Annotated in this window: 16 protein-coding genes; 11 read left to right on the forward strand and 5 right to left on the reverse strand. The window is 65.0% G+C overall.

Annotated features, from left to right (window positions below):
• Position 1 precedes the first annotated feature (1 nt).
• Positions 2-1498 (forward strand): efflux transporter outer membrane subunit, encoded by a 1497-nt coding sequence (locus tag PWP93_RS22040; protein WP_421045936.1) that lies wholly within the window; start codon positions 2-4, stop codon positions 1496-1498.
• A 17-nt stretch (positions 1499-1515) separates the two neighbouring features.
• Here the strand turns inward: PWP93_RS22040 and PWP93_RS22045 are convergent, their stop codons facing one another.
• Entirely contained in the window at positions 1516-1881 is a 366-nt protein-coding gene (locus tag PWP93_RS22045) for a hypothetical protein (RefSeq protein WP_175196501.1), read from the reverse strand.
• A 355-nt stretch (positions 1882-2236) separates the two neighbouring features.
• On the opposite strand from PWP93_RS22045, the gene PWP93_RS22050 reads away from it, so the two are divergent.
• A complete protein-coding gene (locus tag PWP93_RS22050) occupies positions 2237-2893 on the forward strand; it encodes a peroxiredoxin (protein ID WP_421026972.1) in 657 nt (218 codons plus the stop codon).
• Between the two features lie 122 nt (positions 2894-3015).
• Here PWP93_RS22050 and PWP93_RS22055 read toward each other — a convergent pair whose 3' ends face one another.
• The 3 genes from PWP93_RS22055 to PWP93_RS22065 form a co-directional block, all read right to left on the reverse strand.
• Positions 3016-3879 (reverse strand): ABC transporter permease, encoded by an 864-nt coding sequence (locus PWP93_RS22055; RefSeq protein WP_421045937.1) that lies wholly within the window; start codon positions 3877-3879, stop codon positions 3016-3018.
• Between the two features lie 46 nt (positions 3880-3925).
• Positions 3926-4720 carry an ABC transporter ATP-binding protein gene (locus PWP93_RS22060; RefSeq protein ID WP_421045938.1) on the reverse strand — a complete coding sequence of 265 codons (795 nt, stop codon included), beginning with the start codon at positions 4718-4720 and terminating at the stop codon, positions 3926-3928.
• An 85-nt stretch (positions 4721-4805) separates the two neighbouring features.
• Complete coding sequence (locus tag PWP93_RS22065) at positions 4806-5825, reverse strand: ABC transporter substrate-binding protein (RefSeq protein WP_421045939.1); 1020 nt, start codon at positions 5823-5825, stop codon at positions 4806-4808.
• Between the two features lie 256 nt (positions 5826-6081).
• On the opposite strand from PWP93_RS22065, the gene PWP93_RS22070 reads away from it, so the two are divergent.
• From PWP93_RS22070 to PWP93_RS22080, 3 genes are read left to right on the forward strand one after another with little or no spacing between them, the layout of a single operon-like run.
• Positions 6082-6759, forward strand: coding sequence for a response regulator (locus tag PWP93_RS22070; protein ID WP_421045940.1), 678 nt, complete (start codon positions 6082-6084; stop codon positions 6757-6759).
• 22 nt (positions 6760-6781) lie between these two features.
• Positions 6782-8173, forward strand: a complete 1392-nt coding sequence (locus PWP93_RS22075) for a sensor histidine kinase (RefSeq protein ID WP_421045941.1) — start codon at positions 6782-6784, stop codon at positions 8171-8173.
• Positions 8170-8352, forward strand: coding sequence for a hypothetical protein (locus tag PWP93_RS22080; RefSeq protein ID WP_421045942.1), 183 nt, complete (start codon positions 8170-8172; stop codon positions 8350-8352). Before PWP93_RS22075 ends, PWP93_RS22080 begins: the two co-directional genes overlap by 4 nt.
• Positions 8353-8394: 42 nt before the next feature.
• Here the strand turns inward: PWP93_RS22080 and PWP93_RS22085 are convergent, their stop codons facing one another.
• A complete protein-coding gene (locus PWP93_RS22085) occupies positions 8395-9249 on the reverse strand; it encodes an IclR family transcriptional regulator (protein ID WP_421026979.1) in 855 nt (284 codons plus the stop codon).
• Between the two features lie 300 nt (positions 9250-9549).
• On the opposite strand from PWP93_RS22085, the gene PWP93_RS22090 reads away from it, so the two are divergent.
• Genes PWP93_RS22090 through PWP93_RS22115 form a run of 6 tightly spaced genes read left to right on the forward strand, consistent with a single transcriptional unit; the run spans position 9550 to position 15305 of the window.
• The gene (locus PWP93_RS22090; RefSeq protein WP_421045943.1) at positions 9550-10641 is read left to right on the forward strand and encodes an ABC transporter ATP-binding protein; all 1092 of its coding nucleotides are present in this window, start codon (positions 9550-9552) and stop codon (positions 10639-10641) included.
• Positions 10634-11551, forward strand: coding sequence for an ABC transporter permease (locus PWP93_RS22095; protein ID WP_421045944.1), 918 nt, complete (start codon positions 10634-10636; stop codon positions 11549-11551). Before PWP93_RS22090 ends, PWP93_RS22095 begins: the two co-directional genes overlap by 8 nt.
• Positions 11552-11578: 27 nt before the next feature.
• Complete coding sequence (locus PWP93_RS22100) at positions 11579-12373, forward strand: ABC transporter permease (protein ID WP_421045945.1); 795 nt, start codon at positions 11579-11581, stop codon at positions 12371-12373.
• 52 nt (positions 12374-12425) lie between these two features.
• Complete coding sequence (locus PWP93_RS22105) at positions 12426-12755, forward strand: (2Fe-2S)-binding protein (protein WP_421045946.1); 330 nt, start codon at positions 12426-12428, stop codon at positions 12753-12755.
• Entirely contained in the window at positions 12752-14176 is a 1425-nt protein-coding gene (locus tag PWP93_RS22110; protein WP_421045947.1) for an FAD-dependent oxidoreductase, read from the forward strand. Before PWP93_RS22105 ends, PWP93_RS22110 begins: the two co-directional genes overlap by 4 nt.
• Positions 14169-15305, forward strand: coding sequence for an NAD(P)/FAD-dependent oxidoreductase (locus tag PWP93_RS22115; protein WP_421045948.1), 1137 nt, complete (start codon positions 14169-14171; stop codon positions 15303-15305). The genes PWP93_RS22110 and PWP93_RS22115 overlap by 8 nt, the downstream gene beginning before the upstream one ends.
• Positions 15306-15312 lie beyond the last annotated feature (7 nt).

Raw genomic sequence — 15312 nt, forward strand, 5'->3', positions numbered from 1 at the left:
CATGAGCCCGAAAATCACGCGCGCGGCGAAACCCGCATTGAAGCCTGCCTTGAAATTCGCGTTGAAGCCTGCATTGAAACCGATCTTCATCGCCGCGAGCACGCTCTGGCTCGCGGCCTGCGCAGTCGGCCCCGACTACCATCGGCCCACGGTGGACACGCCATCCACCTACCGGTTCGCATCGTCCGATGCGGAAGTGGTCGATACGTCGCTCGACTGGTGGAAGCAGTTCAACGACCCCGTCCTCGACGATCTGGTCACGAAGGCGCTGGCGCAGAACAAGGATCTCGGCATTGCGGCGGCACGCGTCGAAGAGTATTACGGCCGCTATGTCGTCGCGCGCTCCGGACTGTTCCCGCAAGTGGGCGTGAATTTCGGCGGCTCGCGCAGCCGTGGCGTGCCCGCGCCCGGCTATCCGCCGCTGGTCGGCAATCAGGTGCAGCTTCAGGGCGTGGCGTCGTGGGAGCTCGACTTGTTCGGGCGCCTGCGCCGTCTGACCGAAGCCGCGCGCGCCGAGTATCTCGCCACCCAATCGGCGCAACAGGCGACCCGCATTGCGCTGATCGCCAATGTCGCGACGGCCTATCTGCAACTGCGCGACTACGACAATCAACTGGTGATTGCGCAGGAGACGCTCAAGAGCCGCGACGACTCGGTCAAGCTGTTCGAGGAGCGCTTCGGGGGCGGCGTGGTCTCGAAGCTGCAACTGAGCCAGGCGCGCTCCGAATACGAATCCGCGCAGGCATCGGTCTATTCGATCCAGAAGCAGATCGCACAGCAGGAGGACGCGATTTCCTTGCTGCTCGGCCAGAATCCGGGGCCGATTCCGCGCGGCAAATCCATCTCGCAGCTTGCCGTGCCGGCGATACCGGCGGGGTTGCCGTCGTCGCTGCTGGAGCGCCGCCCCGATATTCAGCAAGCCGAGCAGACGCTCATCGCGGCCAATGCGCAGATTGGCGCCGCTCGCGCGCAGTACTTCCCGGAGATCTCGCTCACGGGCATGTTCGGCGCGGCCAGCACGGCGTTATCCGGTCTCTGGACCGGGCCTGCGCGGGTATGGTCGTTCGCGGGCGCGGTTTCGCAGCCGATCTTCCAGGGAGGCGCGATCGCGGGCTCCGTGCATTCGGCAGAGGCCGCGCACCAGGAAGCGCTGCTGAACTACGAGCAGACGATTCAGCAGGCCTTCGCGGATGTCGAGAACTCATTGGTGGGCGCCGCGCGTGCGCACGATCAGCTCGAGGCCACCGCGCGCGAGGTGGACGCGCTTGCGCAGTACGCATCGCTTTCACGCGATCTCTACGAGGGCGGCTACACGAGCTATCTGGAAGTGCTCGATGCCGAGCGCAGCCTGTTCGCAGCGCAAATCCAGCAATCGCAGTTGCAGGATCAGCGGCTCGCGGAGGTCGTGAACCTCTACAAGGCGCTCGGCTACGGGTGGATGCCGCCGGCACAGGCGGGTGCGAGCCGGGCTCCGCAACAACCCGCGCCGCAGTCCTGACGCGCGGGGGTGGCGAGTCAGTCGGGGGAACTGCGGTCTGCGAGCGCGAGCTCGCAGTCCTTCAGTACCTGCATGACGAGCTTGGCCTGATAGTTGAGGTCGTCGGTGTCGAGAATTTCCTCGACGGCGTCGCGCGCCCAGGTGGCGTCGACGAACCATGCGTGCTGTCGGGCGATTTCCTGGGCGATCGCGGTCAGCCGCGCGATCGCGAGCCAGTCGGCTTCACGCGCGTGGCGGTCGAGCCACTTGTGCGCTGCCTGCACGTGAAAAGCCGCGTTGGGCCAGGTTTCGTTGAGGTAGTAGGCTCCGAGGCTCCCGCAGGTGAGCCAGCAGAGCAGCTCCACGCGGTCGCGTGGGCTCAGATGGTGGCGTACATCACTCATGGCGACGCTCGCGAAGGTGACAGAGTTCGATTGACGGGCACATGCGCGCTACGACTCCGGGATTCCACAATATCATGCCTGGCTCAAGCTCGTTGGAGCAATAGACGTGCCGCGCGCGCAGTCTACGGGAATAGCGTCGCCTGGCTGCGGGTGGTATGCAAACCAGGACTGACACCAGGCTGAAATCAAACTGCACCCGGTCCCAATCCCGCCACGCCTTGGTCGCGCCCCATATCGCCGAACGCCACTTCAACAAATCGCAAAACCGTCCGCTGGACTTCCTAAAATCAAGAATCGAGAACACGCCTTGCACGATCGCGAGGCGCTGTAGTGCAACCACCCTTGGAGGCTCGAGATGACCATTCGTCTAGGAGAAGATGCACCCGATTTCACTGCGGAAACGACCGAAGGACCGATTCGTTTTCACGAATGGATTGGCGATCATTGGGCCATTCTGTTCTCCCATCCGAAGGATTTCACGCCCGTCTGCACGACCGAGCTCGGCTACATGGCCCGGCTCAAACCCGAATTCGACAAGCGCAATACGCGCATCATCGGCCTGAGCGTGGATCCGGTGAGTGACCACCAGAAATGGGTCAAGGACATCGAGGAGACGCAGGGCAACGCGGTCAACTATCCGCTGATCGGCGATGCGGACCTCAACGTCGCCAAGCTCTACGACATGATTCATCCGAACGCGAGCGGCGGCGCGCCGCGCACGGCGGTCGACAATGCCACGGTGCGCTCGGTGTTCATCATCGGGCCGGACAAGAAGGTGAAGGCCATGCTCGTATATCCGATGAGCTCGGGCCGCAATTTCGATGAAGTGCTGCGTTTGCTCGATTCATTGCAACTAACTGCCAAGCACACGGTGGCCACGCCTGTGAACTGGAAGCCGGGCGAAGACGTGATCATCCCGACTTCGGTGTCGGACGATGCGGCCAAACAGAAGTACCCGCAGGGCTTCAAGACGCTCAAGCCGTATCTGCGCACGGTCGAGCAGCCCAAGTAGCGCGGGGTTTTCGGGGGTAGCGGAGTGGTAAAAAAAGCGGCGCACAAAGGTGCGCCGCGAATGACAGGCCGGAGGATATCAGCCTCTCGCGCCCGGACAGCCTTGACAGGAGACGATCAGAATCAGTTCGTGGAGGTGGGCCGCCATTTGAGAAGACGATGCTCCACGGCGGTGAGCAGGTAGTCGGCCATCAGCGCAACCACTGCGAGCACGATCATCGCCGCGAACACGCCGCTCGCGTTGAACGCGCCTTGCGCGGTCGAGATCAGCAGACCGATGCCTTGCCTGGAGCCCAGGAATTCGCCCACCACGGCGCCCACCAGCGCGAAGCCGAAGCTCACGTGCAGGCTCGCGAGAATCCACGAAAGCGCCGAGGGGATCACCACCGACGTGGTCACCTGGCGGCGCGATGCACCGAGGATCTGCGCATTGGCGATCATGTAGCGGTCCGCTTCGCGCACGCCCTGGAACGCATTGGCGAACACCACGAAGAACACCATCACCACGGCGAGCGCCACCTTCGACGCCATGCCGAGTCCCAGCGCGATCACGAACACCGAGCCCAGCACCACGCGCGGAATCGAGTTGGCGATCTTGATGTAGAGGCTGAAGACGTCGGAGAGCAGCTTGTTGCGGCCCAGCACCACGCCGCAGAACACGCCGCCGATCGAGCCGATGATGAAGCCGAGCCCGGTTTCCTCGAGCGTGACCCAGACCTGGGTGAGCAGCGGGCCTTGCGAGGTGCCGTTCACGAACCAGTCGACGATCTGCTCGAAGATCAGCGAGGGCATCGAGAAGAAGAACGGGTCGATCCATTTATGACGCGCGGCCAGTTCCCAGCCGCCGAGCACGACGACGAGCACCAGAATGCGCAGGCCGATCACGAGCGCGTGGCGCTGGCGGATGCGGCGCTGCGCGGCGCGCTCGACGGCGTCGAGCGAGGCCGCGTCGATGCCTTGCGGCAAGGTTTGTTGCGGGGTGGACATGAGCGAGCGCTCCAGCTTGCTTGATGTTTTGGCCAATTCGACCGGGTTAGCCGATCTGCACTTCTTCGCGCAGGTCGTGCCAGATATCGCGCGACAGCTCGACGAAGTGCGGTTCGTAGCGGATTTCCGACGTAATGCGCGGGCGCGGCAAATCGATCTCGTACACCTTCTTGAGCGTCGCGGGCCGCGCCGTGAGCACGAACACGCGGTCGGCCAGCGCAATCGCTTCTTCGAGGTCATGCGTGACGAACACCACCGAGCCCGTGCCGCCCCACAGTTGCAGCAGTTCGTCCTGCATCAGCGTGCGCGTTTGCATGTCGAGCGCCGAGAACGGCTCGTCCATCAGCAGGATTTCGGGCTTGTTGATGAAGGTCTGCGCGAGCGCGACGCGCTTGCGCATGCCGCCGGAAAGCTGATGCGGATAGTGCTTGCCGAACTTGTCGAGGCCGACGCGGCGCAGCCATTCGTTCGCCTCGTCGTAGGCCGCCGATTTCGAGCGGCCGCGAAACAGCGGGCCGGCGGCCACGTTGTCGAGCACCGAGCGCCACGGAAACACGGCGTCGGCCTGAAACACGAAGCCGATGCGCGGATCGATGCCGTTCACGGGCGCGCCCATCACGCGCACTTCGCCCGTGGTGGGCTTGAGCAGGCCCGTGATCATGCTGAGCGTGGTGGACTTGCCGCAGCCCGTGGGACCGACGATGGCAACGAACTCCCCACGCGCGACCGCCATGCTGAAATCGCGCAGGGCGAGCGTCGCCTTGCCGTCGGGAGAGATGAAGCGGCACGATACGTTGCGCAGCTCGATGGCCGGCGTGCCTTGCGCGTGGAGGGAGCTCATGCTTCGTTGCCTCGGTAGTGCGTCGTCGATGGTGCGTGGTCGATAGGGTGTTGATGCAGCGTCGATGTCGATTTGCGTGGCGGCGTTACTTTGCCGCCGTGGCGGTCGCGGCCGGCAGATACTCGTTCGAGTACGTCTTCGCGAGATCGATATGCTTGCCCTTGACCGAAGGGTTGAAGGCGGACAGCACCTTGAGCACGGTCTCCGGACCATCGGCGGGCATGCGGCCGTCCTTCGTGAACATCGGCAGCGAAGCGGCCAGCGCCTTTACATAGAGATCCTTATTACTGCCGTAGTAATCCTTCGGCATTTTCTCTGCGATCTCCTCGGCCTTATGCGTCGCGATGAAGTTGAGCGTGCGCGAGAACGCATGCGCGAGCTTGGTGGCTTCGTCCTTGTGCGACTGCGCCCAGGCGCGCTGCACATAGAAGCTCGATGCCGGGTAGGTGCCGCCTAGCGCGGCGCGCGTGCCGTCGAGCGTGCGCATGTCCACCAGCACCTTGGCGTCGCCGGTCTGCAAGAGGCGCGAGACGGTGGGCTCGGTCGTCATGCCCGCGTCGATGCGGTTCTGCTTCATCGCGGCGATGAAGGTGGCGTCGGCGCCCACGGGCAGCAGCGTGTACTGGTTCGAGGCAATGCCGGCGCGCTGCGCGAGGTATTGCGTGAGAAAGCTCGTGGACGAGCCCAGACCCGTCACCCCGAGCGTCTTACCCTTGACGTCGGCCATGCTCTTGATCGTGCCGGCCGCCGCGTTCGACACCATCTCCACTTCGCCCGGCACCTGGCCGAAGATCACCAGCGTCTGGACTTCCTTGCCCTTGCTCTGCAGATCGATGGTGTGGTCGTAGAAGCCCACCACGCCCTGCACGGCGCCCGCGAGCAGTTCGTTCTCGGCGTCCACGCCGGCCGGCTGCGACTGGATTTCCACGTCGAGCCCTTCGTCCTTGAAGTAGCCGAGCTGCTCGGTCAGCTTGGCGGGCAGGTAGATGATTTTGGTTGCGCCGCCCACCATGATGGTGATCTTTTCCGCATGCGCGGCGGCGGAGGTGGCGGCGAGGGCGAAAGCGACACTCGATACGGCGGCGATATGGCGCAACGTGTACATTTTTTAGTCTCCTGTGTCGACCAGAGTTAGTGCTTTAGCACTTAGTCTGGTCCCATGCCTGAAAGGCGACGATGGCGCGAGGCCTCGCGGGCCGCGCTTTTTTGATGGATGCGGCCGATTATAGAAACGCTAACCTTTCTGCCAGCCTTCGATACCCCTTCACGAACGTCCGTGTTAACCCGCAAGGCGGCCATGCTCGCGGGGCGGCACAATCCGGCACAATCGCCGCACACGGTTTCCATCCACCGCCCCGCCCATGAAGCTGTTGCTCATCGAAGACAACCCCACGCTCGCTCACTGGCTCGTCAAGACGCTGGTGGAGCAGGGCTTTGCCTGCGATGCGGTGCAGGACGGCGATGCCGCCGATTCGCTCCTGCGCACCAATGCCTACGATGTCGTGCTGCTCGACCTGAACCTGCCGAAGCTTTCGGGCAAGAACGTGCTGCGGCGGCTGCGCCAGCGCGGCGACGCCACGCCGGTGATGGTGCTCACGGCGAGCGGATCGATCGACGAAAAGGTGGAACTGCTGGGCAGCGGCGCCGACGACTATCTCGTCAAGCCCTTCGAAGTGCGCGAACTGGTGGCGCGCGTCAAGGTGCTGATCCGGCGGCAGACGCCGGCGCGCGCCAACGAAGTCAGTTGCGGCGACCTCGTCTTCGACATCAACACGGGGCGGTTCACGCTCGACGGCGCGCCGCTCAACGTGACGCCGCGCGAGCGCACCGTGCTCGAAGCGCTGATGCTGCGTCTGAACAAGACCGTCTCGAAGTCCGCGCTGGCCGACGCGATCTTCACGCTCGCCGACGATCCGAGCGAAGACGCCATCGAGATCTACGTGTCGCGGCTGCGCAAGAAACTCGAAGGCAGCTCGGCCACGATCGTCACGCTGCGCGGCCTCGGCTATTTGCTGCGCAAGCGCGACGAAGCGGCGTGAGGCATGACGAGGAACCCGCGCGATGACGAGTAGCCTGCGCATCCGGCTGTTGTGGTGGATGCTGGTGCCGCTCGGCCTGTATGTGATTTTCACGACCACCTACGAGTATCGCGCGGCGCGCCACACCGCCGATCTCGTGCAGGACGGAAGACTGCTTTCGTCTGCGCGCATGCTTGCGGGTTCGGTGGAGTGGAGCGACGGCGCGCTGCGCGCGAACGTGCCGCCGGCGGCGCTCGAGCTTTTCGCGTCGCCGCAGCGCGATCAGGTGTTCTACCACGTCAGCGTGGAAGATGGCCCGCTGCTCGCGGGCATGCCCGATTTTCCGGCTGCGGGAACGGCGCCCGCCGTCGACGCGCCGGTCTGGTACGACGCCGCGCTGCACGGCGAGGCGCTGCGCGCAGTGAGCGTGCTGCGCTCGATGTACGACAACGGCCGCGTCTGGCGCGTGCGCGTTTCGGTGGGCAAGACGGAGCATTCGCGCGACGCCATGACGACGGCTTTGTGGCGGCCCCAGCTCGCGCGCCAGATCGGCATGGTGCTGCTGGCGGTGGCGCTGGCGTGCATCGGCCTCACGTTCGAGCTGCGTCCGCTCATGAAGCTCAAGAACGAGGTCGCCGACCGCGATCCGATGCACCTCGTGCCGATTCGCTCCGAGGGGCTGCATGCGGAGCTGCGGCCCGTGGTGGATGCGATCAACCAGTGCATCGCGCGCCTCGGTGCGCAGAACGCCGCGCAAAGGCGCTTTATCGCCGATGCATCGCATCAGTTGCGCACGCCGCTTACGCTGCTGGGCACGCAATTGCAGTACGCGTGCTCGCAGGGGACGCTGGATCCGGCGCTGGCCGAGGTGTTCGCGGCGATGCGCGAGAGCAATCGGTCGATGGTGGCGCTGACCAACAAGCTGCTGTTGCTGGCGCAGGCCGAGGCGTTCGACACCGCGCAGCGGCCTGGCGTGCCCGTGGATATGGCACAACTCGCGCACGAGGCCGTGGAGGGGCTCGTGATGCTGGCTCAGGCGCGCGACATCGACCTCGGCGCGGAACTGCATGGCGCGGCGCTCGTTTCGGGGCACCGCGAACTGCTGCGCGCGATGGTGAGCAACCTCGTGGATAACGCGCTGCGCTATACGCAGCCTGGAGGCCGCGTCACCGTGAGCGTGCAGTCGCGCGAGGACGCGGTGACGCTAGAGGTGCTCGACGACGGACCCGGCATTCCCGCCGAAGCGCGTGCCCGCGTGTTCGAGCCGTTCTTCAGGGCGGTATCGGACACGGAGGGCACGGGGCTCGGCCTCGCGATCGTGCGCGAGATCGTGCATTCGCACGGCGGCGAAGTCGGCCTGGATGCGGGCGCGAACGGACGCGGCGTGCGTGCGCGCGTGCGGCTCGCGCGGTTGCGCGGGGCGTGGTCTTCATGACGTGCCATAACGCCATCCGGGAACTCGCGGAAACATTGCACGAAGCGGGCCATAACCCCACAAGCATCGCAATCGATGCGCTGGCTGCCGATCTGACCAACCATGTCATTCCAGAAGCCATCGTGGCACCAGGCATCATGGCAACCGTGCTCGAGCTTCGGCAGTTGGGCTTTTATTGAAATGATGGTCTGCCGGGGCGGCTTTAGACAGGAGGATACTGCTTACGCCAATGGCTGTGTCGTCATCGCGCGCGTGAGTCCGTGCATGGGCCGGCGCACCGCCACGTCGAACGGGTTGGTCTGGGGGCCGATGATCTCCGCCTGACGTTTGAGCAATTCGACGATTGTCGGCAAGCGCTCCTCGGTCAAGCGAGCAGCCAGCGTGCCGACGCTCAGCGCGCCCACTGCGCAACCGTTGCGGTCGAGGATGGGCACGGCCACGCCTGCCATGCCCTCCAGCACGCCGGTATTGCGCCCCGCGTAGCCGAGCTTGCGCACGCGCTCGATCTCCGTGCGCAGATAGACCTCGTCGAGCACGCCATAGCTGCGCAGGCGCGGCACGTTGAACCGGATGATCTCCTCACGCTCGGCCTCGGGCTGAAAAGCGAGAATCGCGAGGCTGCCCTGGCCCACGCCCAGCGCGACGCGCCCGCCGATGTCGCCCGTGAACGAACGGATCGGAAACGGCCCTTCGCACATGTCGAGGCACACTGCATCGAAGCTGCTTTTCACGAGCAGAAAGATCGTGTCGCCAAGGCTTGCGCACAGGCGCAACAACGCGGGGCGGCACAGCGTGCGCATGCCGCTCGGATTGCCCGCCTGCGCGGCCATTGCAAAGAAGTCCACGCTCAGGCGATAGCGCTTCGTGCCTTCATCCTGCTCGACCACGCCCTCGGCAATCAGCCCCTGCAGCAGGCGGTGCACCGTTGCCGGCGTGAGGCCGACGGCCTTGGCGAGCGTTGTTACGCGGCTGCCTTGCGCCTCGCTTTCTCCCAGCGTGCGGATCACCGCGAATGCGCGTTGCAGGACGCCCGCGCCGCGGGCGTCGTCGCTTTGCATGCCACTTTTCTCTTCCATTGCTGTCGCGTCTCTCTCGATTTATTCCATTCAGCGGAATATCTGGCAGGTATCCATAAGGTTTGATGCGCTGTCTGATTCGTGCGCCGCGGCCTGTGCGGGTTTGCTTGCGAGCGTTCATTCAGGGATTTCCCGATGATCGCCTGATGAAATGACTTGACCGTGGCTTCGTCAATATATTCCATTAAACGGAATGTAAGACAGATTTCTATCATTCGATGGAATTTTAAATTGACGGTCGAAAATTTGGCTAGCTAGAGTCGCTTCAACGCAATGCGATCGATTCAGGAAGGCCAGACCATGTCGTTCCTCACGTTGACGGATGTGTCGAAATCGTTCGGCGACTTGCAGGCGGTCGCCGATATCAACCTGTCGGTGGAAAAGGGCGAATTCGTGTCGCTGCTCGGCCCCTCGGGCTGCGGCAAAACCACGACGCTGCAGATGATTGCCGGCTTCGTGGAGGCCACGCACGGCCGCATCACGCTCGATGGCCGCGACATCACTCACATGCCGCCGAACAAGCGCGGCCTCGGCATCGTGTTCCAGAGCTACGCGCTGTTTCCGCACATGAGCGTCGAGCAGAACGTGAGCTTCGGCCTGGAGATGCGCGGCATAGAGAAGGCCGAGCGCAAGGCGCGCATCCACGAGGCGCTTGCGCTCGTGCGCCTCGATGCCTATGCGCACCGCTTTCCGCGCGAACTCTCGGGCGGCCAGCGCCAGCGCGTGGCGATCGCGCGTGCGATCGTGATTGCGCCGCCGGTGCTGCTGCTCGACGAGCCGATGTCCAATCTCGACGCCAAGTTGCGCGAGGAGATGCAGTTCGAGTTGCGCGCCATTCAGCGCAAGATCGGCACGACCACGCTGATGGTCACTCACGATCAGTCGGAGGCGCTCTCGATCAGCGACCGCGTGGTCGTGATGGAGCACGGGCGCATCACGCAGGTCGATACGCCGTATCGTGCCTACGAACGCCCCGAGAACGACTTCGTCTCGCAGTTCATCGGCAAGGCCAACATGCTCGCGGGCCGCATCGTCGCGCGCGAGGGCGACACGATCCGCGTCGATCTCGGCAACGGCCTCGCGGAGACGGGCTCGATGGCGCAGTTGCCCGAGCGTGCTCGGGCGGTAGGCGTGGGCGACGCGATCACGCTGTGCATCCGCCCCGAAAAGCTCAAGCTGTGCGCAAGCGGTTCGGGACGTCTCGCGGGCCGCGTGACGAGCCGCTTCTTCCTCGGCAGCCAGTGGCTCTACCGGCTCGACAGTCGTGCCGGAGAGATGCTCGTGTGCTGCCAGAACGAAGGCAATGAGCCGCTTGCGGAAGACGACCAGGTGGGCATCGACTGGCATAGCGACGCGATTCGCTTCATCCGGCAGGACGGCCCCCATGTCTAGCACGCTTCCCGCTTCTCAACCCACTCCGCAACGCGCGCCGCGCGCCACGGCACACGGGGGCTGGCAGGCTTATCTGCCGCTGTGGCTCATGAGCGCGCCCGCGCTGTTGCTCTTCGCCGCGCTCGTGCTCGTGCCGCTCGCCATGACGTTCGCGCTGACTTTCTACCGTTTCGATCCGTCGAGCGGTCCAGTCGCCGCATTCGATCTGCACAACTATGTAGAGGTGCTCGGCTCGTCGTACTTCCATACGATCTTCCTGCGCACCTTTGGCATTGCCGCGCTGACCACGCTGCTGTGCGTCGTGATCGGCACGCCCGAGGCCTACATTCTCTCGCGCATGCGGGATCCGTGGCGCTCGCTATTTCTGCTCGTGATTCTTGCGCCACTGCTCGTTTCGGTGGTGGTGCGCGCGTTTGGCTGGAGCATGCTGCTCAACACGAACGGCCTCGTGAACCAGTTCTTCGGCCTGTTCGGCGCGGGGCCCTTCAAGCTCGAATACACGACCTTCGCGATCGTCATTGCGCTCGTGCACGTGATGCTGCCGTTCATGGTGATTCCCGTGTGGACCTCGCTGCAGCGGCTCGATCCGCAAACGGAGCATGCGGCGCTCTCGCTGATGGCGTCGCCCGCCACCACGCTGCGCCGCATCGTGCTGCCGCAACTGTTGCCCGGCATTCTCTCGGGCAGCCTCATGGTGTTCGGCCTCTCGGCAAGCGCGTTCGCGATTCCGGGCCTGCTGGGCGGCCGACGCCTGAAAGTGGCGGCGACCGCCGTCTACGACCAGTTCCTCAGTTCGATGAACTGGCCGCTCGGCGCAACGATCGCCGTGCTCCTGCTGGTCGCGAATCTGGTGGTGATGCTCACGTACTACCGCGTGCTCGAGCGCCGCTACGCCCGCAGCATGGGCTGATGTTCCTGCATCGTCGGATTACACATCATGCGCAAAAACGGACTGCTCGCTCTCACGTTCCATAGCCTGGTCATCCTCTTCGTGCTGGCGCCGCTCGTCATCGTCATTCTCGTGGCCTTTACGCCCGACGAAACCCTGACGCTGCCCACGCACGGTTTTTCGCTGCGCTGGTTCCGTGCCATTCTCGACTACCCGGACTTCATCACGGCATTCTTCAACAGCCTGAAGCTCGCCTTCGCCTCGGCCACGCTCTCGCTCGCCATCGCGCTGCCGGCCGGGCTCGCGATTGGCCGCGCGCGTTTCCCGGGGCGCGGTTTTCTCAACGCGCTGCTGCTTTCCCCGCTCGTGATACCGGGCCTCGTGCTGGGCATCGCGCTGCTGCGCTTCTTCGCGCTGATCGGCGCAACCGGAGCGTTCGCCTGGCTGATTCTCGCGCACATGATCATCATCACGCCGTTCGTGATGCGGCTCGTGCTCGCCTCGGTGAGCGGCCTCGACCGCAGCATCGAGCATGCGGCCTCGTCGCTCGGCGCGAACGCGTGGGCCACGTTCCGTCGCGTCACGCTGCCGATGATCGTGCCCGGCATCACGGGCGGATGGCTGCTCGCATTCATCAATAGTTTCGATGAACTGACGATGTCGATCTTCGTGACGTCGCCGCAGACCGTCACGCTGCCCGTGCGCATGTACATGTACGCGACCGAATCGATCGACCCGATGATGGCGTCCGTATCGGCGCTCGTTATTTTTATTACCGCGGGCGCGATGCTGCTGCTCGATCGCGTCTACGGGCTCAATCGCATCCTGATCGGGCGGCACTGAACGCAGTGCCGATACTTCGCCTGAATTTTTGACGCCAGCCAGTTGACCGCATATGAGCACCGTCACGCCGCTTCCCTTTGTCCAGTTCGTCCGTGTTGCCGAAACGGCTCGCGCGCGCGTGTCCTTCGTTCTCGACGGCGTCGAGGTCGAGGCGCTCGCGGGCGACACGCTGCTCACCGCGATCCTCACGCAACAGCGGCGCGTGCGCCGCAGCGAATTCAGCGGCGCGCCGCGTGCGGGCTTTTGCCTGATTGGCGCGTGCCAGGACTGTTGGGTCCGCTGCGAGGACGGCACACGGCTGCGCGCTTGCTCGACGCCGTTGCGCGAAGGCATGCGTGTGCTCACGCAAGACAATCCGGATAACGAAGGAATTGGGAAATGAGCACGATGACTCCTCGTATCGTTATCGTCGGGGCGGGGCCGGCCGGCATTCGCGCTGCACAGACGCTCGTCGCCGCTGGCCTGCGGCCGACCGTGATCGACGAGAACGCGCGCTGGGGCGGGCAGATCTATCGCCAACCCGAGGCGGGCGCCGGTTTTTCGCGCACCAGGGCCGTGCTCTACGGCTTCGAGGCGACGAAGGCGCACGCGGTTCACGAAGCCATGGCACAGATTCTTTCGAAGATCGACTACCGGCCCGATACGCTCGCCTGGTCGTGCGAGCCCGGGCGGATCGAGACCTTGGGCGAGGGCAGGGAAGCGAGCGTGCCGTGGTCGCATTTGATCATCGCGAGCGGCGCGACTGACCGCATCGTTCCGCTGCCTGGCTGGACCCTGCCCGGCATTTATACGCTCGGCGGCGCACAGGTCGCGCTCAAGGCGCAAGGCTGCGCGATCGGCCATCGTACTGTGTTCGCCGGGACCGGCCCTCTGCTCTATCTCGTCGCTTACCAATACGCAAAAGCGGGTGCGCAGGTGGCTGCGGTTCTCGACACCAGCCCGTTCTCGCGCCAGGCCGCTGCCGCGCCCGCGCTGCTCAACCAACCGGCCACGTTCGCGAAGGGCGTTTATTACGTGGCCTCGCTCAAGGCGCGCGGCGTGCGTGTCGAGCATGGCGTGTCTCTCGCGGCCATCGATGGCCGCGAGGCCGTCGAAGCGGTTCGCTGGCGCTCGGCCAAAGGTGTCGAGCAGCGTCTCGCATGCGACGCCGTCGGCCTCGGTTACGGCCTGCGTCCCGAAACGCAGCTCGCCGATCTTGCGGGCTGCCGCTTCGGGTTCGATGCGCTCAACCGCTGCTGGCTGCCCGAGCGCGACGCGGCAGGCCGTAGCTCCGTCGAAGGGGTCTATCTCGCGGGCGACGGCGCGGGAATCGCGGGCGCGGATGCAGCGGAACTGGCGGGCCGCCGTGCCGCGCTCGCCGTGCTCGAAGACATCGGCATCGCATCGGCGGGGCAGTCGCACGATGCGGCCACCATCGAGAAACGTCTCGAACGCATCGCGCGCTTTCGTGCGGGTATCGAGCAGGCCTTTGCGCCGGCCGCCGATTGTGCCGCCAGTTGGCCCGACGATCTGACCGTCTGCCGCTGCGAGGAAGTGAGCGCGGGCACGTTGCGCAGTTGTATCCGCAGTGGCCTTGCAACCGAAGTCAATCGTCTGAAGGCGCTCACGCGCATCGGCATGGGACGCTGCCAGGGACGCATGTGCGGCGAATCGGCCGTGGCGCTGCTCAGCACGGAAACCGGCAAGCCGCTGCACGAAGTGGGCCGGTTGCGTAGCCAGGCGCCTATCAAGCCGATCCCGATTTCACCCATGCTGTTCGAGGATGGCGTTCAGGTCGTCGACGAGGAAGCCCACGATGAATGACACACGCCATTTCCAGGTGGTGATCGCGGGCGGCGGGCTCGTGGGTGCTTCGGCGGCGCTCGCGCTCGCGCGCAAGGGCTTGAGCGTGGGCCTGTTCGAGCGCCGCTTTTGCGGCGCGCAGGCAAGCGGCGTGAACTACGGCGGCGTGCGCACCCAGGGCCGTTCCGCCGAGCAGTTGCCGCTGGCGATACGGGCCCGGCGCGTCTGGAGCTGTTTGCCCGAACTGATCGGCATCGACGGGGAGTTCGTTGTATCGGGGCATTTGCGCCTCGCGCGCCGCGAGAGCGACATCGAGGCGCTTCACGCATGGTCCGCGATGGCGCGCGAACACGGTGTCGAGTCGCAGGTCATGAGCGGCGACGCGTTTCGCCGCCGCTACCCGTGGCTCGGCAAGGCCGCGATAGGCGGGTCGCTGTGCGCGAGCGACGGCCAGGCGAATCCGCGTCTCGTCTCGCCCGGCTTCGCGGCGGCGGCGCGCCGCGCGGGCGCGCACGTGCAGGAGCAAACCGCGCTCGGCGACCTGAGCTTTGATGGGCGCCGCTTCCAGATGCGCGCTGGCGAAGCACGCATCAGCGCCGACTGGTTCATCAATGCCGCCGGCGCCTGGGCCAACACCGTCGCGGGCGCATTCGGGGAAGTGGCGCCGATGAAGCCGATTTATCCGAACATGTGGGTGACCGAGCCGCTGCCGCGTTTTATTCAGCACAACCTGGGCGTGTATGGCGGCGGCGTTTACGCGCGCCAGGTCGAGCGCGGCAACTGCGTGATCGGCGGCGGCCGCGGACACGGCGACGGCGAGTACGCGCAGCCTTCCAGCGATACCACGCGCGCCGTCATGCGCGAAGCCTGCGCGCTGCTGCCCGGACTGCGCAACGCGTTGCTGATTCGCACCTGGAGCGGCGTAGAAGGCGAAACGCCGGATAGCAATCCCATCATTGGCCCCAGCCATACCACGCCACGCTTGCTGCACGCCTTCGGCTTTTCCGGCGGCGGCTTTTTGCTCGCGCCGGGCGTGGGTGAAGTTCTTGCTGAGCTCGTCATCGAAGGCACAACGAGCACGCCCATCGAACCGTTTTCAATCGGCCGCTTCACCGAGCCTTCCGTTCATGCCGCTCTCCCCATCCAATAAGGAGTCC

Origin of the sequence: Paraburkholderia sp. A1RI-2L (assembly GCF_048957375.1) — a bacterium.
In the GTDB taxonomy this organism is placed as follows: domain Bacteria; phylum Pseudomonadota; class Gammaproteobacteria; order Burkholderiales; family Burkholderiaceae; genus Paraburkholderia.